At 58.0% G+C, this 21,811-nt stretch carries 21 protein-coding genes; 11 read left to right on the top strand and 10 right to left on the bottom strand.

Going from position 1 to position 21,811, the window contains the following annotated elements; genetic code table 11:
* Nucleotides 1–30: 30 nt before the first annotated feature.
* From mnmE to RA26_RS14290, 5 genes are read left to right on the top strand one after another with little or no spacing between them, the layout of a single operon-like run.
* Entirely contained in the window at nt 31–1,317 is a 1,287-nt protein-coding gene (gene mnmE / locus RA26_RS14270; RefSeq protein ID WP_039184521.1) for a tRNA uridine-5-carboxymethylaminomethyl(34) synthesis GTPase MnmE, read from the top strand.
* Between the two features lie 13 nt (nt 1,318–1,330).
* A complete protein-coding gene (gene mnmG, locus RA26_RS14275; RefSeq protein ID WP_039184660.1) occupies nt 1,331–3,205 on the top strand; it encodes a tRNA uridine-5-carboxymethylaminomethyl(34) synthesis enzyme MnmG in 1,875 nt (624 codons plus the stop codon).
* The gene (rsmG, locus tag RA26_RS14280) at nt 3,202–3,819 is read left to right on the top strand and encodes a 16S rRNA (guanine(527)-N(7))-methyltransferase RsmG (protein ID WP_039184522.1); all 618 of its coding nucleotides are present in this window, start codon (nt 3,202–3,204) and stop codon (nt 3,817–3,819) included. Before mnmG ends, rsmG begins: the two co-directional genes overlap by 4 nt.
* A complete protein-coding gene (locus RA26_RS14285) occupies nt 3,812–4,621 on the top strand; it encodes a ParA family protein (protein WP_039184523.1) in 810 nt (269 codons plus the stop codon). The genes rsmG and RA26_RS14285 overlap by 8 nt, the downstream gene beginning before the upstream one ends.
* Before the next feature lie 26 nt (nt 4,622–4,647).
* Nucleotides 4,648–5,541, top strand: coding sequence for a ParB/RepB/Spo0J family partition protein (locus tag RA26_RS14290; protein ID WP_039184524.1), 894 nt, complete (start codon nt 4,648–4,650; stop codon nt 5,539–5,541).
* Here the strand turns inward: RA26_RS14290 and RA26_RS14295 are convergent.
* The 4 genes from RA26_RS14295 to rph are packed head-to-tail and all read right to left on the bottom strand — an operon-like array spanning nt 5,531 to nt 8,360.
* The gene (locus tag RA26_RS14295) at nt 5,531–5,884 is read right to left on the bottom strand and encodes a YbaN family protein (protein WP_039184525.1); all 354 of its coding nucleotides are present in this window, start codon (nt 5,882–5,884) and stop codon (nt 5,531–5,533) included. The two genes, RA26_RS14290 and RA26_RS14295, sit on opposite strands and share 11 nt — an antisense overlap.
* A 4-nt stretch (nt 5,885–5,888) precedes the next feature.
* Nucleotides 5,889–7,043 (bottom strand): radical SAM family heme chaperone HemW, encoded by a 1,155-nt coding sequence (gene hemW / locus RA26_RS14300; RefSeq protein WP_039184526.1) that lies wholly within the window; start codon nt 7,041–7,043, stop codon nt 5,889–5,891.
* Nucleotides 7,036–7,650, bottom strand: coding sequence for an RdgB/HAM1 family non-canonical purine NTP pyrophosphatase (gene rdgB, locus RA26_RS14305; RefSeq protein ID WP_039184527.1), 615 nt, complete (start codon nt 7,648–7,650; stop codon nt 7,036–7,038). Before rdgB ends, hemW begins: the two co-directional genes overlap by 8 nt.
* Nucleotides 7,647–8,360: a ribonuclease PH gene (gene rph / locus RA26_RS14310; RefSeq protein WP_039184528.1), complete on the bottom strand. Its 714-nt coding sequence runs from the start codon at nt 8,358–8,360 to the stop codon at nt 7,647–7,649. Before rph ends, rdgB begins: the two co-directional genes overlap by 4 nt.
* A gap of 143 nt (nt 8,361–8,503) precedes the next feature.
* Between rph and hrcA the strand changes: the two genes are divergently transcribed.
* Together hrcA and RA26_RS14320 are read left to right on the top strand one after the other, a co-directional pair.
* Entirely contained in the window at nt 8,504–9,568 is a 1,065-nt protein-coding gene (gene hrcA, locus RA26_RS14315) for a heat-inducible transcriptional repressor HrcA (protein ID WP_039184529.1), read from the top strand.
* A gap of 9 nt (nt 9,569–9,577) precedes the next feature.
* Nucleotides 9,578–10,141 (top strand): nucleotide exchange factor GrpE, encoded by a 564-nt coding sequence (locus RA26_RS14320; protein ID WP_039184530.1) that lies wholly within the window; start codon nt 9,578–9,580, stop codon nt 10,139–10,141.
* A gap of 87 nt (nt 10,142–10,228) precedes the next feature.
* Here the strand turns inward: RA26_RS14320 and mutS are convergent, their stop codons facing one another.
* Together mutS and RA26_RS14330 are read right to left on the bottom strand one after the other, a co-directional pair.
* Nucleotides 10,229–12,859, bottom strand: coding sequence for a DNA mismatch repair protein MutS (mutS, locus tag RA26_RS14325; protein ID WP_039184531.1), 2,631 nt, complete (start codon nt 12,857–12,859; stop codon nt 10,229–10,231).
* 101 nt (nt 12,860–12,960) lie between these two features.
* Nucleotides 12,961–13,794, bottom strand: a complete 834-nt coding sequence (locus tag RA26_RS14330; protein WP_039184533.1) for a flagellin — start codon at nt 13,792–13,794, stop codon at nt 12,961–12,963.
* 297 nt (nt 13,795–14,091) lie between these two features.
* Here RA26_RS14330 and RA26_RS14335 point away from each other — a divergent pair, with 297 nt between their 5' ends.
* Together RA26_RS14335 and RA26_RS14340 are read left to right on the top strand one after the other, a co-directional pair.
* On the top strand, nt 14,092–16,347 hold the full coding sequence (locus RA26_RS14335) for an NADP-dependent malic enzyme (RefSeq protein WP_039184534.1): 2,256 nt from the start codon (nt 14,092–14,094) through the stop codon (nt 16,345–16,347).
* Between the two features lie 6 nt (nt 16,348–16,353).
* Complete coding sequence (locus RA26_RS14340; protein WP_039184535.1) at nt 16,354–17,226, top strand: ribokinase; 873 nt, start codon at nt 16,354–16,356, stop codon at nt 17,224–17,226.
* 17 nt (nt 17,227–17,243) lie between these two features.
* Here RA26_RS14340 and msrA read toward each other — a convergent pair whose 3' ends face one another.
* A complete protein-coding gene (gene msrA, locus RA26_RS14345; RefSeq protein ID WP_039184661.1) occupies nt 17,244–17,909 on the bottom strand; it encodes a peptide-methionine (S)-S-oxide reductase MsrA in 666 nt (221 codons plus the stop codon).
* A 148-nt stretch (nt 17,910–18,057) separates the two neighbouring features.
* On the opposite strand from msrA, the gene RA26_RS14350 reads away from it, so the two are divergent.
* Together RA26_RS14350 and RA26_RS14355 are read left to right on the top strand one after the other, a co-directional pair.
* The gene (locus RA26_RS14350) at nt 18,058–18,966 is read left to right on the top strand and encodes a D-amino acid aminotransferase (RefSeq protein ID WP_039184536.1); all 909 of its coding nucleotides are present in this window, start codon (nt 18,058–18,060) and stop codon (nt 18,964–18,966) included.
* Complete coding sequence (locus tag RA26_RS14355) at nt 18,966–19,679, top strand: sulfotransferase-like domain-containing protein (RefSeq protein ID WP_039184537.1); 714 nt, start codon at nt 18,966–18,968, stop codon at nt 19,677–19,679. Before RA26_RS14350 ends, RA26_RS14355 begins: the two co-directional genes overlap by 1 nt.
* Nucleotides 19,680–19,748: 69 nt before the next feature.
* On the opposite strand, the gene RA26_RS14360 is transcribed toward RA26_RS14355, so the two are convergent.
* The 3 genes from RA26_RS14360 to RA26_RS14370 form a co-directional block, all read right to left on the bottom strand.
* Nucleotides 19,749–20,033: an SCP2 sterol-binding domain-containing protein gene (locus RA26_RS14360; RefSeq protein ID WP_039184663.1), complete on the bottom strand. Its 285-nt coding sequence runs from the start codon at nt 20,031–20,033 to the stop codon at nt 19,749–19,751.
* A 79-nt stretch (nt 20,034–20,112) separates the two neighbouring features.
* Nucleotides 20,113–20,577, bottom strand: coding sequence for a DUF1810 domain-containing protein (locus tag RA26_RS14365; RefSeq protein WP_039184539.1), 465 nt, complete (start codon nt 20,575–20,577; stop codon nt 20,113–20,115).
* Nucleotides 20,574–21,800, bottom strand: coding sequence for an argininosuccinate synthase (locus RA26_RS14370; RefSeq protein WP_039184540.1), 1,227 nt, complete (start codon nt 21,798–21,800; stop codon nt 20,574–20,576). The genes RA26_RS14365 and RA26_RS14370 overlap by 4 nt, the downstream gene beginning before the upstream one ends.
* Between the last annotated feature and the right edge of the window lie 11 nt (nt 21,801–21,811).

A 21,811-nucleotide genomic window follows, 5' to 3' on the forward strand; every position in this document is an offset into this window, starting at 1 on the left:
CCAAGGCCGGGAAGCGAGAAAGGCCACCCCATGGACACGATCTTTGCGCTGGCCTCTGCCCAAGGGAAGGCCGGGGTCGCGGTGATCCGCGTCTCCGGTCCGTTGGCGCTTGAAGCCGGCGCGCAGCTCTGCGGCGGCGACTTGCCGACGCGACGCGCCAGCCTGCGTGTATTGCGGGACGAATCAGGGGAACGGCTGGATGAAGCGCTGGTGCTGACTTTTTCCGCGCCCAAGAGCTTCACAGCTGAAAATACCGTTGAATTTCAAACACATGGAAGCACTGCAGTAATTACTGCGGTGCTTGAGTCGCTTGGGCGAATCAATGGTTTGAGAATGGCCGAACCCGGTGAGTTTACCCGTCGGGCACTGGAAAACGGCAATCTGGACTTGGCTCAGGTTGAAGGCTTGGCAGATTTGATCGACGCGGAAACCGAAGCGCAGCGCAAACAAGCGCAAGTGATCTTGGCTGGTGGATTGGGCGAACTGGCCGAAAAATGGCGCGCAAACCTGATCCGCGCTGCGTCACTGATTGAAGTCACAATCGATTTTGCCGACGAAGAAGTGCCGGTTGATGTCACGCCCGAGGTTGCTGCGTTGCTGGCGGGTGTCCAGGTCGGCTTGGAGCAGGAGACCGCCGGAGTCAAAATTGCTGAACGGATCCGCAGCGGTTTTGAGGTGGCCATCATCGGTGCGCCGAACGTTGGGAAGTCTACACTGCTGAATGCGCTTGCCGGCCGCGAAGCGGCGATCACGTCCGAATATGCTGGCACCACCCGTGATATTATCGAAGTCCGTATGGATCTTGCCGGCTTTCCGGTTACCCTGCTGGACACCGCCGGCCTGCGCGATACTGAAGACCATGTTGAAGGTATTGGCATTGCCTTGGCACGCAAGCGGGCGGAAGATGCGGACCTTCGCGTTTTCCTGGCTGACGATCATGAGATCCTTGATGTTGAAATGCGGGCCGGCGACATTCGTCTGCGCCCAAAGGCCGATCTAAGGGATGACGCAGGCGATGCAATTTCCGGCCGATCCGGGCAGGGGATAGACCGTCTTGTCGGACATGTTTCGGAAGTTCTGCGCAACCGATCAGCACAGGCTGGGATTGCGACCCGTGCTCGGCACCGGGATGCGATGCTATCAGCCCTTGTATCGCTTAAAGAAGCCCAGGATACCCTGCAGCGAGGTCCTGAGTTTTATGATATAGCTGCTGAGGAAATGCGGTCTTCTATCCGGGCATTGGAAATGCTTGTTGGCCGGATCGGGGTTGAAGATCTCTTGGATGAGATTTTCTCCAGTTTTTGTCTGGGAAAGTGAAGGAGTGTTTCACGTGAAACATTCATCGTATGACGTAATCGTGGTCGGCGGCGGCCACGCCGGCACCGAAGCCGCCCATGCCTCAGCACGGATGGGCGCTTCAACCGCTCTGGTAACTCTGGACCGTAGTGGAATCGGGGTGATGTCATGCAATCCCGCCATCGGCGGTTTGGGGAAGGGGCACCTTGTTCGGGAAATTGACGCGATGGATGGCGTCATGGGGCAGGTTGCTGATCTGGCAGGTATTCAATTCCGCTTGCTGAACCGCCGGAAGGGGCCAGCTGTACAAGGACCGCGTGCCCAATCAGATCGCAGAATTTACCGTCAGGAGATGCTTCGTTTGACAGAAGCACAAGAAAACTTGGATATCGTTGAAGGTGAAGTGACAGACTTTCTGATGTCCGGGCAAACTGTGTCCGGCGTGATACTTGGTGACGGAAGCGAAATTCCGGCGAAGTCAGTGGTTCTGACTTCGGGCACTTTTCTTCGCGGTGTAATACATATTGGTGATGTCTCGAAACCTGGTGGCCGGATGGGGGACAAGCCATCAGTTAAACTGGCGAAGCGCCTTGATAGTTTCGAGCTGCCTCTTGGCCGCCTGAAGACAGGCACGCCGCCCCGATTGGACGGGAAAACCATAAACTGGGACATCCTGGACGCACAGCCAGGTGATGATGACCCTGTCTTCTTTTCCTTTCTTACAAAGGCGCTGAATGCAAAGCAGATTTCCTGCGGTATTACCCACACGAACCCAAAGACTCACGACATCATTCGCCAGAACCTGGACCGCTCGGCAATGTACGGCGGGCACATTGAAGGCGTAGGCCCACGATATTGCCCCTCGATTGAAGACAAAATTGTCCGGTTTGCAGACAAGGAATCACACCAGATTTTCCTCGAACCAGAAGGTGTTACCGACCAAACGGTTTACCCTAACGGCATTTCTACTAGCCTGCCACTGGACGTTCAGGAGGATTATGTCCGCTCAATTGTTGGTCTCGAACAGGCTGTAATTCTCCAACCGGGATACGCCATTGAGTATGATTATGTGGACCCGCGCGCGCTTCAGCTCGATCTTTCTCTGAAGGAGGTGCCAGGACTTTATCTTGCTGGACAAATAAACGGCACAACCGGCTACGAGGAAGCGGCTGCACAGGGTCTTGTCGCGGGATTGAATGCGGCGCGCCGGGCCATGGGTGAAGAGGCGGTGAATTTCAGTCGGTCCAGCAGTTATATAGGTGTGATGATCGACGATCTGACGACAAACGGAGTCACTGAGCCATACCGGATGTTCACATCCAGGGCCGAGTTCAGACTGTCTTTGCGGGCAGACAACGCAGACCAAAGACTTACGCCGCTTGCAATAGAATTGGGATGCGTTGGTGAGACGCGCCGAACGGCGTTCGAAAGTAAATGCGAAAAGCTGGTTTCAGCTCGTCAACTGCTCGAAGCGCATAGCTTTACGCCTAAGCAGGTCGCGTCTGCCGGGATCCGGGTTAACCAGGATGGAAATAAACGAACTAGTCTGGATGTTCTCGCCTTTCCGGATGTCAGTTTCGAGGATGTGATACAACTGATGCCCGAGTTGGAGAAGGTGGATCAAGAGATCCGGCGGCAAATGGAACGGGACGCGCTGTACGCCAACTACATCGCGCGACAAGAGCGGGAAATTTCCGCTATGAAGCGCGATGAAGGTCATTCTATTCCAGCAACCTTTGACTATGAGGGTATCGAGGGGCTTTCCAAGGAGCTTCAGCAAAAGCTCAAGCGCGCCAGCCCGGAAACTCTGGCTCAGGCAGCTCGAATTGATGGTATGACACCGGCTGCGCTCGCTTTAATTCTCGCAAGGATTCGCAAAGAAAAGGTGCGACGGGAGAAAACTGGATGAGCAGTAAAGACCTTCTCGGCACGCTCAATGTTTCACGTGAAACAATGCAGCGCCTGGAAATTTTCGACACGGTCATTCGCAAGTGGAACCCAAAGATCAACTTGGTCTCCCGTTCCAGCTTAGATCTGCTTTGGACACGTCATATAGCGGATTCGGTCCAAGTATTCCGTTGTGTCGAAACACCGTGTCATTGGGTGGATATCGGCAGCGGCGGAGGGTTTCCGGGACTTGTCGTGGCTATCCTGGCGGCAGACGAGGCTCCGCAGATGAGAATTACGCTGATCGAGAGTGACCAGCGAAAATCCGCGTTTCTGCGTACAGCGGCAAGAGAGTGCGGGGCGTCACTTACAGTGATAAGTGACCGGATTGAGCAGGTCGATCCTCAAAAGGCGAATGTGCTTTCTGCCCGGGCGCTGGCCAGCTTGGATGATCTTCTCGGATTCGCAGAGCGTCATCTGACAGTGGATGGTATTGCTGTTTTCCCGAAAGGGGAGAACTGGAAAAAAGAAGTGGATAAGGCGCGGCAGCGATGGCGGTTTGAGATGGAAACCGCTAAAAGTTTGACTGAGCCAGAAGCAGTTATCCTGAAAATCAGGGGAGTGGAACGTGTCTGATTTTTCCCGCCCGGAGGGGCCTCGTATCATCGCGGTCGCAAATCAGAAAGGCGGGGTAGGGAAGACAACAACGGCCATCAATCTCGCTGCGGCGATGGTTGAGTGCGGCCTTCGCGTACTGGTCGTTGACCTGGATCCGCAAGGGAATGCCTCAACCGGCCTTGGTATTGAACCTTCAGACCGGGATCTGACCACCTATGATCTATTGGTGGAGGACGCATCCCTGGCTGATGTCATCCGACAAACCGAGATTGAGGACCTGTGTATAATTCCTGCGACCGTTGACCTGAGTTCTGCGGACATCGAATTGTTCACCAATGAGAAGCGTAGCTTTCTTTTACACGATGCGCTTCGCCAAACTGCAATGGACGAATACGACTGGGACTATGTTCTGATAGATTGCCCACCTTCTTTGAATCTGCTGACGGTAAATGCAATGGTCGCAGCACATTCTGTTTTAGTTCCGTTGCAAAGCGAGTTCTTTGCACTGGAAGGGGTGACACAGCTGATGCTGACGATTCGTGAAGTGAGGCAGTCAGCGAATCCTAACCTGCGGATTGAAGGAATCGTTCTGACTATGTTTGATCGGCGCAACAACTTGTCTCAGCAGGTCGAACAGGATGCACGCGACAATCTGGGTGATCTTGTGTTTCAAACGAAGATTCCACGCAATGTGCGCGTGAGTGAGGCGCCCTCTTACGCTCAGCCCGTATTGAACTATGACAGTAACTCCCAGGGTGCACAGGCCTATCGCGCATTGGCAGAAGAAATCCTGAATAAACATCACAAGATAGCGGCGTAAATGAAGAATACGAACCGGAGGCTTTCATGGCAGACAAAAAAACAAAACCACGCGGGCTTGGCCGGGGATTGTCGGCATTGATGGCGGATGTGAACCCCGCGCCAGTGAGCACGCAAGCGGAGGCTCCGCGGAACGCGGAAATACTGGTGCCAATCGAGAATGTCGTTGCCAATCCCAATCAGCCTCGCCGGCAGTTCCTTCAGGAAGACCTTGATGACCTGACTGCGTCCATTAAGGAAAAAGGTGTACTGCAGCCGTTGATCGTCCGGCCCAGGGCTGGCGGAAAATACGAAATTGTCGCTGGTGAACGTCGTTGGCGGGCGTCCCAGGCGGCTCAGCTGCATGAAGTTCCGGTTCTGATCCGGGACTACTCCGATCTGGAAATGATGGAAGTGGCCATCATTGAAAACATCCAGCGTTCGGATCTGAATGCGATGGAAGAGGCGCAGAGCTACAAGCAGCTTATGGAAAAGTTTGGCCATACTCAGGAGAAGATGGCGGAAGCGCTTGGTAAAAGCCGCAGCCATATTGCCAATCTTGTACGTCTTCTGCACTTGCCGGAAGACGTCCAGATTCTGGTTCAGGAACGCAAACTGTCCGCGGGACATGCCCGGGCCCTGATTACTTCTGACCATGCCTCTGAACTGGCAGTTAAGATTGTGAAGGGCGGTTTGTCCGTTCGTGCAACTGAAGCCTTGGTGAAAAAGGACGCGGCCGGTATCCACACAGGCGGCGCCAAGAAACCTCGCAAGGCGCCTGAAAAGGACGCGGATACCCGGGCACTTGAGGGTGATCTGTCCGCAATGCTCAAGATGAAGGTCTCAATTGATCATAAGCCCGGAGGCGAGGCGGGTGCAGTTACAATAGCCTATGAAAATCTGGACCAGCTGGACGAGTTGTGCAATCTGCTTAGCCGTTAGGACGGGTCCAGATAAAGAAGAGAACGATGGATAGCACCACTGCCTGGATGCCTAGGATATGACCAGGAGCGCCAAGCAGGACAGAAAGACCAAAGACGGCGGCAATCGAGACGGTTGCCGCCTTTTTCGCAGCCGGCCGTATGGCGCCATGATCGCGCCAGTCTATGATCATGGGGCCAAAGACGTTGTGATCGACAATCCAATTGTGCAGGCGTTCCGAGGAATTGGCGAAGAAGAACGCCGCAAGAAGTAAAAATGGAACCGTGGGGAGCAAGGGGAGAACAATGCCAATGACGGCCAGCGCGACGCAAAACAGTCCCAGGCCGGCGTAGAGGAAACGCATTGCTTCAATCCATCAAAAGTTCGCGGAGTACCGCATTCAATACCGCGCGGCCTTGGTTGGTCGCGCGAAGCCTCTGGTCAGAGATAGTCACCATACCCATTCGTGCAAGGTCATCCAGCCGGTCTTCTGGCAGTTTGTGACCTGAAAGCTGGTCGTATCGTGCCATATCCAGACCTTCGGTAAGGCGCATCCCCATCATGAGGTATTCAGCCGCCGCATCTTCCCTGTTCAGCAGCTCCCGGAGGGATTCTCCGCTGCCTTTGCTCACCGCATTCAGCCAGGCTCCGGGCGCCAGATAGGTTTCAGTGGCATAACGGTGGCCATTCAAAGTCAGCCGCCCATGGGCGCCGGGGCCAATACCCGCATAGTCTCCATAGCGCCAGTAAATCAGATTGTGTCGGGATTCCGCACCTGGTTTGGCGTGGTTTGAGACTTCGTAGCCGGCCATCCCGAAGCCGGCGCAGGTGTCTTGGGTGGCCTGGTACATGTCTGCGGCGGTGTCGTCTTCCGGCAGACCGCGCAGTTTTCCGCGGGCGTAACGGTCGCCGAAGGCGGTGCCTTCCTCGATGGTGAGCTGGTAGAGAGACAGGTGGTCGATTGCCATGGAGAGCGCTTCGCGCAGCTCCGCTTGCCAAGCCTCCAGTGTTTGCCCCTGCCGGGCATAAATCAGGTCAAAACTCACACGGTCAAAGCAATGACGGGCAATGTCGAAGGCTGCCTTGGCTTCTGCAACGCTGTGAATGCGGCCAAGTCGGCGCAGGTCTTCGTCGTTCAGGGCCTGAATGCCCATGGAAACCCGGTTCACGCCTGCGTCATGGTAGCCTGCAAAGCGGCCGGCTTCGACTGACCCGGGGTTCGCTTCAAGAGAGATCTCTATGTCATTGGCAAAAGGCCAGATTTCACGTGCGCGCTCAATAACGGCGGCCACGGTGTCCGGCTGCATCAGGGAGGGGGTGCCGCCGCCAAAGAAAATGGAGTTCAGAACGCGGCCAGAAAGCTGTTCTGAGAGTCTGTCCAGTTCGCTAAGGTAGGCTCTAACCCATATCTTTTGGTCGATTGTTGCAGAAACATGGCTGTTGAAATCGCAATAGGGGCATTTGGCCTGGCAAAAGGGCCAGTGCACATAAAGGCCAAAGCCCCCGTTGCGCCAGTCATCCACCGAAACAGCCCTGAACGAATTGAGCGAGAGCTTTTCCGCGGTGGCTGATCTTGTTCTTATCTGCCGGATCCATCTCCGCGCAGGTGATGTCGTAACCATCCGGCTGGAACATCGGATCGTATCCAAAGCCGTGTTCACCGCGGATCGGCCATACCAGCTGTCCCGGCATCACGCCCTCGAACACTTCGTCATGGCCGTCGGGCCAGGCAATCACCAGGGTGCAGCGGAACTGAGCAGTGCGCGGTGCGTTCGCGCCGGCGGTCATCAGCTCGTCATTGGCGCGGGTCATTGCCAGTTTGAAGTCGCGGCCGTTCGGCGTTTCCGCCCAGTCGGCAGTGTAGACGCCGGGTGCGCCGTTCAGTGCATCTATTGTGATGCCGGAATCATCGGACAGGGCAGGCAGGCCGGTTGCCTTAGCGGCAGCGTGTGCCTTGATGCGGGCATTACCGACAAAGGTGTCTTCGGTTTCCTCGGGTTCCGGCAGGTTCATCTCGCCGGCGCCAACCACTTGCACGCCAAAAGGCGCGAGGATCTCGGTGATCTCGTTCAGCTTGCCCTTGTTGTGGGTGGCGACAAGAAGCTTGCCGCCTTCCAATTTACGGGTCATTTGCAGGCGGCCTTCTGCATTTCTGCCAGCTCAGTAGTGCCTTTGGAGGCCAGGTCCATCAGCTGGTTCATCTGATCGCGGGAGAAGACGGAGCCTTCGGCAGACATCTGTACTTCGATCAGTTTTCCGGATTCGGTCATGATGAAGTTGCCGTCCACGCCGGCCTCAGAGTCCTCGGGGTAGTCCAGATCCAGCACCGGCTGGCCGGCATAGATGCCGCAGGACACGGCGGAAACCGGATCGATCAGCGGGTCAATCTGTACATCGCCGGCCTTCATCAGCTTGTTCACTGCCAGGCGAAGGGCCACCCAGCCGCCGGTGATTGAGGCGCAGCGGGTGCCGCCGTCAGCTTGCAGCACGTCACAGTCGATAGTGATCTGGCGTTCGCCCAGGGCAACGCGGTCGACACCGGCCCGCAGCGCGCGGCCAATCAGGCGCTGGATTTCCACGGTGCGCCCACCCTGCTTGCCAGAGGCAGCCTCGCGGCGCATGCGGGTATTGGTTGCGCGCGGCAGCATGCCGTATTCGGCGGTAACCCAGCCAAGGCCGGTACCCTTGATAAAGGGCGGCACGCGGTCTTCGATGGTGGCGGTGCACAGGACATGGGTGTCGCCGGCCTTGATCAGGCAGGAGCCCTCGGCGTGTTTGGTGAAACCGGTCTCAATCGAGACAGGGCGCATTTCATTCAGTTCTCGTCCTGAGGGTCGCATGGCACATCCTTTTGCTGTTGGCTTGGGGATATCCCCCGGACGCGGGGCTATGCAAGCCCGATTGACCTTTTCCCGAAGTGCTCTTTAATGACATTTTGGAGCCGGGTTCCTATGTTTAGACCGGAAGAAGTGCTGGCAGGCTGATGAGCGATCCGAACAACATTCTGAAGGACCTGAATGACCGCTCCCGGGATGTGTTCCGGGCGGTGGTGGAAAGCTATCTGGAGAGCGGCGATCCGGTTGGCAGCAGAACGCTGACCCGCTCGTTGAGCGAAAAGGTCAGCGCAGCCACCGTACGCAATGTGATGCAGGACCTCGAATATCTTGGGCTTCTGGACAGCCCGCACGTCAGCGCGGGCAGGGTACCCACGCAGATGGGCCTGAGGATGTTTGTTGATGGCCTTTTGGAAGTTGGCGATCTCAACGTCAAGGACCGCGAGAAGATTGATGCGACACTGGGCCGGAATGCAGGTGACGTTGGCGGGATGCTCGACCGTGTTGGTGCTGCGCTGTCCGGCGTGACGCAAGGCGCCTCTCTTGTGCTGACGCCCAAGCACGAGGCGGAGATCCGGCACATTGAGTTCGTCTCTTTGGCGCATGACCGGGCGCTGGTGGTTTTGGTTTTTTCTGATGGTCATGTGGAGAACCGCCTGTTTACACCACCGCCAGGCCAGACGCCCAGTTCAATGCGCGAAGCGGCAAACTTCCTGAATGCACTGATCGAAGGAAAGACGCTGAGCGAGGTTCAGCGGCAGATCCAGAAGGAGATATCAGCCCGGCGTCAGGAAATTGATAGTCTTGCACATGCAATGATTGAAAGCGGGCTGGCTGTCTGGGAAGAGGAAGGCAGCGAACAGGCGCGATTGATTGTGCGGGGCCGCGCGAATCTTTTGGCGGAGTCCGGCGCAGCCGAGGAACTGGAGCGGATTCGCACACTGTTTGACGATCTGGAACGCAAGCGGGACATCGCCGAATTTCTGGAACTGACCGAGGACGGCGAGGGTGTGCGCATTTTTATCGGGTCGGAGAACAAACTTTTCTCACTTTCGGGTTCCTCTTTGGTGGTGTCTCCCTATATGAACGCGGATCGAAAGATCATCGGTGCGGTCGGGGTGATTGGCCCGACGCGCCTGAATTACGGACGGATTGTGCCGATCGTAGATTACACGGCACAGCTGGTCGGCAAACTGTTGTCCGACCGGAGTTAGAGGTGAAACATGGCAGAGCTCAAGGACGAAGACTTTCTGGATGACATCGCCGCCGCCGAGGCTGAAGAGTTGGCAGCGCAGACCGAGGAATTTGATGATGCCTCGCTTGAAATCGATGCGCTCCGGGCAGAACGGGATGAGCTGAAGGACCGCTTCATGCGGGCGCTGGCGGATGCTGAGAATGCCCGCAAGCGCGGCGATAAGGCACGCCGCGAGGCAGAAAACTATGGCGGCTCGAAACTGGCCCGCGACATGCTGCCGGTCTATGACAACATGAAGCGCGCGATTGAAGCGGCCACCGACGAGCAGCGTGAGGTCTCGGCTGCGCTGATTGAAGGTGTCGAACTGACCATGCGCTCGCTGCTGGGCGTGTTTGAAAAGCACGGCATCCGGATTGTATCTCCCGAGGTGGGCGACAAGTTTGATCCGCAGGTGCACGAGGCGATGTTCGAGGCGCCGGTGCCGGGCACCAAGGCGGGCGACATCATCCAGGTTTCTGCGGAAGGCTTCATGCTGCATGACCGCCTGTTGCGCGCGGCGCAGGTGGGCGTGTCCTCGACGCCGTCCAGCTGATTTGGAAAGACCCTGCCGGGCTTGTGCTCCGGCGGGAGTATTTTCTGAAAGATGAAAAGGCAGGTCCGGTTTGGGCCTGCCTTTTTTCTAGCCTGCCGCTTCTTTGAGCTTGTAGAGCATCTCCAGCGCTTCCCGCGGGGAGAGGTCGTCGGGATGGATGCCGGCAAGGAGTTCTTCGGTCGGAGAAGGGCCCGTCGGCGCTTTGGGCTGCGGCGGCGGTGCTGCTGCGAAGAGAGGCAGGTCGTCGATCTGGATCTTGGAACCGCCTTCGCGGCTGCCCTGTTCCAGCATGTCGAGCACGTCGCGCGCACGTGCAACAACCGAGGCAGGCAGACCGGCAAGCTGAGCCACCTGGACACCATAGGAGCGATCGGCGGCCCCCTTGCGGACCTCGTGCAGGAAGATGACCTCACCTTCCCATTCTTTGACCGCCACGGTGGCGTTGTCGACTCCCTCCAGCTTGGCGGCAAGCTGGGTCAGTTCGTGGTAGTGGGTGGCAAACAGCGCGCGGGAGCGGTTCACCTCGTGTAGATGCTCCAGCGTTGCCCAGGCGATCGAGAGCCCGTCGTAGGTAGCGGTGCCGCGGCCAATCTCGTCGAGGATCACCAACGCGCGGTCATCCGCCTGGTTCAGGATGGCGGCGGTTTCGACCATTTCCACCATGAAGGTCGAGCGGCCCCGGGCCAGATCGTCTGAGGCGCCGACGCGGCTGAACAGCTGGCTGACAAGGCCGATATGCGCTGCTTCAGCCGGGACATAGCTGCCCATCTGAGCGAGCAAAGCAATCAATGCATTCTGGCGCAGAAAAGTCGATTTACCGGCCATGTTGGGGCCGGTCAGCAGCCAGACTGCAGCGCCGTCCTGCGCGGTCAGATCGCAGTCGTTGGCGACGAAAGCTTCTCCGCCTTGCTGGCGCAGGGCCTGTTCCACGACCGGGTGGCGGCCGCCTTCGACATGGAACGCACGGCTGCTGTCGACCTTGGGCCGGGTCCAATTTTCGCCGCGGGCCAAATCGGCTAGGCCAGTCACCAGGTCCAGCCCTGCCAGTCCCCGGGCAGCAGTGTTGAGACGTGCGGCATTGTCCAGAATTGCGCCAGAAAGCCTTGCATAGAGCCTTTTTTCAATCTCCAGCGCGAGGTTTCCTGCGTTCAGAATGCGGGTTTCAATCTCGCTCAGCTCTACAGTGGTGAACCGCACCTGATTAGCAGTGGTCTGACGGTGGATGTAGGTCTCGTTCAGCGGCGGTGACATCATCTTATCCGCGTGCGTCGCGGTGGTTTCGATGAAGTAACCCAACACATTATTGTGTTTGATCTTCAGGGAGGCGACGCCAGTGTGTTCAGCATACCCTTTCTGCATTGAAGCAATGACAGAACGGCCTTCGTCGCGCAGTGTGCGGGCTTCGTCCAATTCGGGATCATAGCCAGTTGCAATGAAGCCGCCATCGCGGGCCATCAGCGGCGGTTCTGCCACAAGCGCGGCGTCCAGCAGAGATAGCAGATCATCAAAGCCCAGAAGATCTGACAATGCGCCAGACATCAGTTCTGGCAGATCCTGACCTTCGCAGAGGCTGGCGATCACCTCTGCCTGAGACAGACCGTTGCGGACGGCGGCCAGATCGCGGGGGCCACCGCGATCTAGCGCGAGGCGCGAAAGGGCGCGGTCGAGGTCCGGCGTCTTGCGCAGTGCCGTGCGCAGGTCCTCAGCGGTTCGAGTGTTTTTGACGGCAAAATCCAGGGCGGCTAGCCGCTGGTGGATGGTTTCCAGATTGCGCGACGGGCTGGACAGACGCTGTTCCAGAAGGCGGGCGCCGCCAGGAGTTACGGTCCGGTCCACGACCGCTAGCAAGGAGCCTGCACGGCCGCCGGACAACGAACGCGTCAGCTCCAGATTTCGGCGGGTGGCGGCATCGATTTGCACCACCCGGTCCTGCGATTCTTGCTGCGGTGGCTGCAGCAGTGGCAGTTTGCCCTTTTGAGTTATCTCCAGATAGTCGATCAGTGCACCCATGGCGGAGACTTCTGCGCGGGTGAAAGTACCGAAACCATCCAGTGCGCTGACGTTGAACAGGGTGCAGATACGTTTTTCAGCAGCAGTGCTGTCAAAGCTTGCCTTGCCCAACGGGGTCAGCGGGATCTTGTATTCATCGGCTAACGGACGGGCTGCGTCATAGGCAGGTCCGTCGGCAACAATCAGTTCGGAAGGTGCCAGGCGGGCCAGCTCCGGTGATAGTCGTACCCGCGCTACGGGCATCACGTGGAACGCACCGGTTGAGATATCGGCCCAAGCCAGTGCTGCGTCATCCCGCAGCTCAGAATAGGAAACCAGGAAGTTGTGGCGGCGCGCCTCCAGCAGGGAATCCTCAGTCAGAGTCCCTGGGGTCACCAGCCGCACCACGTCGCGCTTCACAACCGATTTCGATCCGCGTTTCTTGGCTTCTGCCGGGCTTTCCAGCTGTTCCCCGACCGCGACGCGGAAACCCTTGCGGATCAGCGTCAGCAAATAGCCTTCGGCGGCATGAACCGGCACGCCGCACATCGGAATGTCCTCGCCGTTGTGCTTGCCGCGTTTGGTCAGTGCGATATCCAGCGCCTCAGCCGCGTTGACGGCGTCCTCAAAGAACATCTCGTAGAAATCGCCCATCCGGTAAAACAGCAGCGCATCGGCGTGCGCTTCTTTGATCTCAAGATACTGCGCCATCATGGGCGTTACGGTCATTGGAGGTCCCCCGGGGTCGTCTTTGCAAGACATCTACAATGGGGGCGGAGCGAGGAAAACCCGGATATGGCTGCCGCCAGAGAGCCGGCGGCAGCCTGCTGTCAGTAGAGGTTGCGCAGCGTGTCAGGCATCGTGTTGACGATGGAGAGCGACAGGGTGCTCAGCTGCTGTTGTGCCTGCAGGGCCAACAGCTTTGTCGCAGCTTCCTCCATGCTGGTGTCGATCATCGAGCTGACACCCCGTGTGAGCGCATCCGACTGCCTGCTGACATAGTCCCCTTGGCCGGCAAGCTGATTGGCGCTGGAGCCCAGGGCGGCCGATCCTTCGATTGCGTAGGCCAGAAAGCCCTCGATTTCGCCCAAGGCGGTCAAGGCGCTGGCACCGTCGGTGATCGCGGTCCGGTTGCCGAGATCGAATTGCGGGCTGCTTTCAAAGTCCACACCGTCAACGCTGAGGGTGCTGAGGCTGCCGTCGCTGGAAATCGCAGACGGCACTGTCAGCCCGGTGCCGCCGGCACCGTCGACATCGGTCTTCAGCAAGTTGACCCCGTTAAAGCCGGAAGACGAGATGATCGAATTGATCTGCTCGGTCTTCTTTGCCATGGCAGCTTCATATTTACTGAAGTCACCCATGCCGCTGCTGGCCATGATTGCAAGTGACCGCATTTCAGTCAGGGTTTCGGTGATCTGCTCTGCTCCAGCGGAGGCAACCGCCACGGTGGCCTCGCCCAGCGACAATGAGTCCGACACCGAGCGCAAACCGGAAATATCCGAATTCATCAGTTCGGAAATCGCCCAGAGGGCCGCATTGTCTTGTGCGGTATTAATGTTCTGACCGGTGGAAATGCTGTCTTGCGTTTGGCTGAGCTGAGAATTGACTCCGCCCAATGTCTGCAAGGCCACCATTGCACCGGAATTGTTGTGGAAGCTTATCATTCCTCACTTTTCCTTTGATCCTATGCCCTTACCGGGCGGACAGTTGCCATTCTGACCATTGCTTGCAGGCCCCTGATTTCCCGGCCTCAGCGCCACCTGAAAGACAGGTGCGCATTAATAACTATTAAGAAAATACAGCATTCCGCGGTCTGCTTTGAGGCGAAAACCTGACGGAATCTATCGTCTTTTAGCCGTTTTTTTCTAAAATCTGGCGATACAGATTCTTGAAACCGCGGATTGAGGGGCGTCGTGGGCTGGGCTAAGACGGTCCGCGACGAGGAGAGGACACGAGATTAAATGCCCAAGAACAAGATCACCGATGAAGAAGCCCTGGCGTTCCACCTGGAGCCGTCTCCGGGCAAATGGGAGATCAATGCGACCGTCCCGATGACCACACAGCGGGATCTGTCGCTGGCGTATTCTCCGGGTGTTGCAGTGCCTTGTGAGGCAATCGCGGAAAATCCCGAAACCGCTTATGACTATACCAACAAGGGCAACCTTGTTGCGGTGATCTCCAACGGGACGGCTGTTCTGGGGCTGGGCAACCTCGGCGCGCTTGGCTCCAAGCCGGTCATGGAAGGCAAGTCCGTTCTGTTCAAACGGTTCGCTGACGTCAATTCGATCGACATCGAGCTGGACACAGAAGACCCGGACAAGTTCATAGAAGCGGTCAAGCTGATGGGGCCGACCTTTGGCGGCATCAACCTGGAAGATATCAAGGCGCCCGAGTGTTTCATCATTGAGCAGAAGCTCAAGGAAGAGATGGACATTCCGGTGTTCCACGATGACCAGCACGGTACGGCGGTAATCTGTGCCGCGGGTCTGATCAACGCGCTGCATTTGTCTGGCAAGAAAATCGAGGACGTGAAGATTGTCCTCAATGGTGCCGGCGCGGCAGGTATCGCCTGTATCGAACTGCTGAAGGCGATGGGCGCACGGCATGAGAACTGTATCGTCTGCGACACCAAGGGCGTAATCTACCAGGGCCGCACCGAGGGGATGAACCAGTGGAAATCGGCGCATGCAATCAGCACCGATCTGCGTACCCTGGAGGAAGCGATGCGCGGTGCCGATGTGTTCCTGGGCGTTTCGGTCAAAGGTGCGGTGACCCAGGATATGGTCGCCTCCATGGCCGATAATCCGGTGATCTTTGCCATGGCCAACCCTGATCCGGAAATCACTCCGGAAGAGGCGCACGAAGTGCGGGTGGATGCCATTGTTGCCACTGGCCGGTCGGATTACCCGAACCAGGTCAACAACGTGTTGGGCTTTCCCTATCTGTTCCGGGGTGCGCTGGACATTCATGCCCGGGCCATCAATGACGAGATGAAGATTGCCTGCGCCCATGCACTGGCGGCGCTGGCGCGCGAGGATGTGCCGGATGAGGTGGCGCTGGCCTATGGCAAGTCGCTGACCTTTGGCCGTGATTACATCATTCCGACCCCGTTTGATCCGCGTTTGATCCACCGGATCCCGCCGGCCGTGGCCAAGGCGGGTATGGATACCGGTGCGGCGCGGCGCCCCATAGTGGACATGGATGCCTATGAGGTTGGCTTGAAATCCCGGATGGATCCGACGGCGTCGATCCTGCGCGGCCTGAACGCCCGGGCGCGCTCCGCCCAGTCACGGATGATCTTTGCCGAGGGTGACGATCCCAGAGCGCTGCGTGCCGCAGTGATGTACCAGCGCTCCGGCTTTGGCAAATCGCTGGTTGTTGGCCGTCAGGAAGACGTGCGGGTCAAGCTGGAGAAAGCCGGCCTTGGAGATGCGGTGCGCGAGCTGGAAATTGTTAACGCAGCCAACACGCCGCATTTCGAGATGTATAAGGATTTTCTGTACAACCGCCTGCAGCGCAAAGGTTTTGACCGAAAGGACATCCACCGCCTGGTAGGCCGTGACAGGCATGTGTTCTCCAGCTTGATGCTGGCGCATGGTCATGGCGATGGTCTGGTCACCGGTGCAACCCGGAAGTCGGCGCATGTGCTGGACCGGATCAACCATGTGTTTGACGCCGATGCCGACCACGGTGTGGCAGGTGTGACTGCACTGCTGCACAAGGGCCGGATCGTGCTGATTGGTGACACGCTGGTGCACGAATGGCCGGATGAAAACCACCTGGCGAACATCGCAGAGCGCGCCGCCGTGGTTGCCCGCCACATGGGGCTTGAGCCGCGAGTGGCCTTTGTCAGCTTCTCAACTTTCGGTTATCCGGTATCGGAGCGTGCTGAAAAGATGCACGTCGCGCCAACCGTTCTGGATAAGCGCGGTGTGGATTTTGAGTATGAAGGCGAGATGACCGTCGATGTTGCCTTGAATGAGCGTGCGCAGCGGTACTACCCGTTCCAGCGTCTGACCGGCCCGGCCAACATCCTGATCGTGCCGGCCCGCCACTCTGCTTCCATTTCAGTAAAACTGATGCAGGAAATGGGCGGCGCCACGGTGATCGGTCCGATCCTGTCCGGCATCGACAAGCCAATCCAGATCTGCTCGACCACTTCTACCACCAATGACATTCTGAATATGGCGGTGCTGGCGGCATGCAACATCGGGTGATCTGATATGGCAATCTGGAATCTCGGCTCGATCAATGCGGACATGGTCTACGCTATGCCGCATCTGCCGGCGGCGGGGGAAACCCTGGCCGCTCTGAGTCTTGACCGCTTTCTTGGCGGCAAGGGCGCAAACATGTCGGTGGCTGCGACCCGCGCAGGCAGCGGAGTGCATCATATCGGCGCCGTAGGGCCAGATGGTGCATGGGCAATTGACCGTCTGAGCGCGTATGGTGTCGGGACGGACCACATCGCACAGGTTGAGGTGCCAACCGGACATGCGATTATCGCGGTGGAACCGGAAGGGGAGAACCAGATCATCCTGTTCCCTGGCGCCAATCGGGCTTTGAGCCAAGAGCAGGTGGCTGAGGCTCTGTCCCAAGCTGATTCCGGAGACATCCTGGTCTTGCAGAACGAAACAAGCATGCAGGCAGAGGCTGCGCAGCAGGGCCGGCAAAAGGGCATGCGCGTTTGTTACGCCGCTGCCCCGTTTGATGCAGATGCCGTACAGGCGGTTCTGCCCTATTTGGACTTTCTGATCCTGAATGAGGTCGAGGCCCAACAGCTTCAGCAGGCCACGGGAAAGGAGCCCGGGGAGTTGGGCATTAAGGACGTGATCATTACCTTGGGTTCCAGGGGCGCGCGGCACATTGACGGGGTTACAGGCACAGTCCGTGATGTTCCTGCCTTGCCGGTCAAGCCAGTAGATACAACCGGTGCAGGCGATACGTTCACAGGCTTTGTCCTGTCAGGCTTGGACTTGGGTCTTAACATTGCGGAAGCAATGGAACAGGCCAGCTGCGCCGGGGCGCTTATGGTTACGCGCCGGGGCACGGCTGATGTCATTCCAACTTTGGACGAAGTTCAAGCCGCCGCGTTCTAATTCAGGACGGCTTAGACTCAGTGGCCCTTGGCAAACGGGGCCGCGCTGCCCCAAAGCTTCGCGACCCTGGCGTCCCGCCCGCAGGCTTGGCGGTAACGCTTGTAAGCTTCTGCCTGCCGTTTGGGGCCGAACCGCGTAAACACCAGGCTTTGACCCTTGTAATAGTCTTGGTGGTAGTCTTCCGCCTTATAGAACGTTCGGGTTTCCAGAACCGGGGTAACGATGTTCTGCCCCAAGGCGTGCTGTGCTTCGGCCTTTACCTCTTTCGCCAGTGCTTTTTCTTCCGAGTTGGAGACAAAGATTGCGGTGCGGTAACTGTCCCCGCGGTCACAGAATTGGCCACCTGCGTCTGTCGGATCAACAGATCGGAAAAACAATTCCAGCAGCCGCTTGCGAGAGACTTTGGCGGGGTCGAATGCTATTTGTACGGCCTCATAATGACCCGTCCCACCACGGGTAACGTCCATATAAGTGGGGTTCTGCGTCTTGCCGCCGGTGTATCCAGACACGGCTTCGATGACGCCGGGCACACTTTCGAAATCGCTTTCGACGCACCAGAAACAGCCACCGGCGACGGTCAGAACTTCTGTTGCCTGAGCGCGCGCCGGGTTGCTGTGCGCGACAAGGCCGATGGCAATTAGACTGGTAAGTACAAAAGGTTTCAGTTTCTCCAGAACTCGCATTTCCGACTCCATGCTGCCTTGCTGACAGCCTGCCGGCTGCAGAGGGTTCTCTCAACCCGGCAAGTCAGGATTTCACGGACTGGTGACAGCACGTTATCGTTTGGATTCCGGATCCAATCTTACTAACGTGCCGGCCAAGGAGGATCCCATGAGCGATAAAATGAGCACCCATCAGGCTGAGGAAGATCAGCGCAACGAAGAGATCCTGATCTATCTGAATGGTGAAATTGTACCCAAGACCGAGGCCAAGGTTAGTGTGTATGACAGCGGGTTCATGCTGGGCGACGGCGTGTGGGAGGGGCTGCGATTGTACAATGGCACCTGGGCGTTCATGGATGAGCATCTCGACCGGCTGTTTGAGGCTGCCAAGGCAATAGATCTGGACATTGGCCTGGACCGAAACGGTGTAAAAAATGCTTTGTTTGAGACGCAAAATGCCAATGGGATGACGACCGATGCCCATGCCCGGCTGATGGTGACGCGCGGTGTGAAAACCCGGCCGTTCCAGCATCCTTCGCTGTCGCGCCAGGGGCCGACGATAACCATTATCATGGAGCATTCCCGCCCCAATCTGCCGCGCCCCATCAAGCTGGCGACAGTGCCGCATATTCGCGGACTGCCGATGACGCAGGATCCCAAGCTCAACTCTCATTCCAAGCTGAACTGCATCCTTGCCTGCATCGCGGCGGAGAAGGCCGGCGCAGATGAGGCGCTGATGCTGGACATGAATGGCTTTGTGAATACCACCAACGCCTGCAACTTCTTCATCGTACGCAAGGGGGAGGTTTGGACCTCCACCGGCGATTACTGCATGAATGGGATTACCCGGCAAAAGGTGATCGATCTCTGCCGTGAAAACGGGATCCCGGTTTACGAGAGGAATTACTCTCTGGTGGACACATATGGCGCGGACGAGGCCTTTCTCACCGGGACCTTTGGCGCGCAGACGCCGGTGGGCAGCATTGATGGCCGTCAGATCGGCGAGGGGCAAATGGGTCCGGTGACAGAGCGCATCCGCGGTCTCTACAAAGCGCTGATCGGGAAGGAGTGCGCCTGATGCGGATTGCCATGTGGTCGGGTCCCCGGAATCTCTCGACGGCAATGATGTACGCTTTTGGCAACCGCGGCGATTGCGCCGTAGTGGATGAGCCGTTTTACGCCGCCTATCTCGCGATGACCGGGCTCGATCACCCGATGCGTGCGGATATTCTGGAAAGTCAGCCGGAGGATCCCGAGACCGTGGCGCAAGCGCTGCTGGGGCCGGTGCCGGCAGCCAAGCCGTTTTTTTATCAGAAGCATATGACCCAGCATATGATCCCGGGCGTGCCGCAGGATTGGATGCGGGATGTCACCAACGTCTTTCTGATCCGCCATCCGGCGCGGGTGATCGCGTCTTATGCAGCGAAACGGGAGAGCCCGGTGCTGGAGGACATCGGCTTCCGCCAGCAGGCGGAGCTGTTTGATCTGGTGCGCAGCTGGGGGCAGGTGCCGGTAGTGGTGGACAGCCATGACATCCGCGAGGATCCGGCGGCCAAGCTGGAGCAGCTGTGTGAGATGATCGGGATGCCTTATTCACCGAAGATGCTGAGCTGGCCCAAAGGCGGCCACAAGGACGACGGCGTCTGGGCGGCGCATTGGTACGGCGCTGTCTGGACTTCCACCGGATTTGCGGGTCCCGAAGGACCGTTGCCGGACGTGCCGGAGGAGTTGCAGCCCGTCTTGCGAGCGGCGATGCCCTATTATGAACAGTTAAAGGACGCCAAAATCTGAAGTGCAGAGTGGCTTTGTTCACTGCGCATGCGTCCACGCAAAGTAGTTCCACGAGCGTAGAGAAACGGATCAGCCGATCAGTTTGCTCAGCTTCATGGCGACGCCCATGTCGCCGGAAATCTTGATCTTGCCCATCATGACTGCGGTCATTGGGTTGAGGTTTCCGGTGAGCAGTTTTTTCAAGTTCTCAGCAGACAACCGCAATGTGCAGTCTGTTTCGCAATCGCTGGTGCTGGCACTTCCATTCGACAGAACAATTACACCGTCCGTTCCGCAATCGAATTTCAGCGATCCGTCGAAACTTTTCCCGGCCAAGCCATCCCGGATCCCAGCTGCTATTTCGTCCAGTGCCATCTTGTCCTCCTGCATTTTGCAAGAGGGTTAGGCAGAGGCATGATAACGGACAAGATTGACTAAGGGAAAGGCTGGTAGATTACGCAGCGGCAAGTGCGGCCTTCGTCATCGGGCATGGCTGGCCGCCGTAGAATGCACTCAGAACCTTTTGGAATTCCGTCGGCGCGCCAGGTACGGCGGCAAACAACGTCATCGAGGAGCGCAGTTTCTTTGCGTCGATGCCGCCAAGGATTTGCGCGGCATCCTTGCCCTGATGAGAAAGTATGAGCCGACTGACCTCGACCAGTCGGGCTCGCAGTACCTCGTGGTTCAAATATGCTGTGGCTTCGGCCAGATCTTCGATCCCGTAAAGCTGCGCCATATGTGACCGGCCAAGTTCAGCCAGCTGGGGAAAGACGAACCACATCCAGTGGCTCGTCTTCTGACCTGCAGAGAGTTCGCTCAGGACAGCAGCCCAAACTGTGTCCTGAGCTTCGACGAACATGTCCAGCTCTTCCGCGAAGTCGTCCTCGAACTCGCCGTCCATGTCGTCGTGGTCACTCACTTCTTGATACGGCGTTCGCGGGCGGCCAGCAGTTTGAGACGCAGGGCGTTGAGCTGAATGAAACCTGCGGCGTCCTTCTGATCGTAAGCGCCGGCGTCTTCCTCAAAGGTCACATGTGCCTCGGAGTAGAGCGAGTTTTCGGACCAGCGGCCAACGGTGTTCGCTGAGCCTTTGTAAAGCTTGACGCGGACGGTGCCGGAGACATGTTTCTGGCTTGCGTCGATGGCGGCCTGCAGCATCTCACGCTCGGGGCTGTACCAGAAGCCGTTGTAGATAAGCTCCGCGTATTGCGGCATCAGCTGGTCCTTCAGGTGCATTGCACCGCGGTCCATTGTGATGGATTCGATGCCGCGGTGGGCTTCCAGCATGATGGTGCCGCCCGGGGTTTCGTAGATGCCGCGGGACTTCATGCCGACAAAGCGGCCTTCGACCAGGTCAAGGCGGCCGATGCCGTGCTTGCGGCCGTATTCGTTCAGCGCAGTCAGGATGGTGGCTGGCGACATGGCTTCGCCGTTGATGGCAACCGGATCACCTTTTTCGAAGGTGATCTCGATGAATTCCGGTGTGTCCGGTGCGTCCTCGGGGTGGACGGTGCGCTGGTAGACGTAATCGGGCGCTTCCTGTGCCGGGTCTTCCAGTACCTTACCCTCGGAAGAGGTGTGCAGGAGGTTTGCATCGACCGAGAAGGGCGCCTCGCCGCGCTTGTCCTTGGCAACGGGGATCTGGTGCGCTTCGGCGAACTCCAGCAGGCGGGTACGCGAGGTCAGGTCCCATTCCCGCCAGGGGGCGATCACCTTGATGTCGGGGTTCAGCGCATAGGCGGCCAGTTCGAAGCGGACCTGGTCGTTGCCCTTACCGGTGGCGCCGTGGGCCACGGCGTCGGCGCCGGTGGCCTCAGCAATCTCAACCAAGCGTTTGGAGATCAGCGGGCGGGCGATGGAGGTGCCCAGCAGGTAGAGGCCTTCGTAAACCGCATTGGCGCGGAACATCGGGAACACGAAGTCGCGGACAAATTCCTCGCGCACATCTTCAATGAAGATGTTTTCCGGCTTGATGCCCAGCATTTCCGCCTTCTTGCGGGCGGGCTCCAGCTCTTCACCCTGGCCGAGATCGGCGGTGAAGGTGACAACTTCGCAGCCGTATTCGGTCTGCAGCCATTTCAGGATGATCGAGGTGTCGAGGCCGCCGGAATAGGCGAGCACAACTTTCTTGGGCGCGGACATGGAATTCCCTC

Source organism: Leisingera sp. ANG-M7, assembly GCF_000813965.1.
Taxonomy (GTDB): domain Bacteria; phylum Pseudomonadota; class Alphaproteobacteria; order Rhodobacterales; family Rhodobacteraceae; genus Leisingera.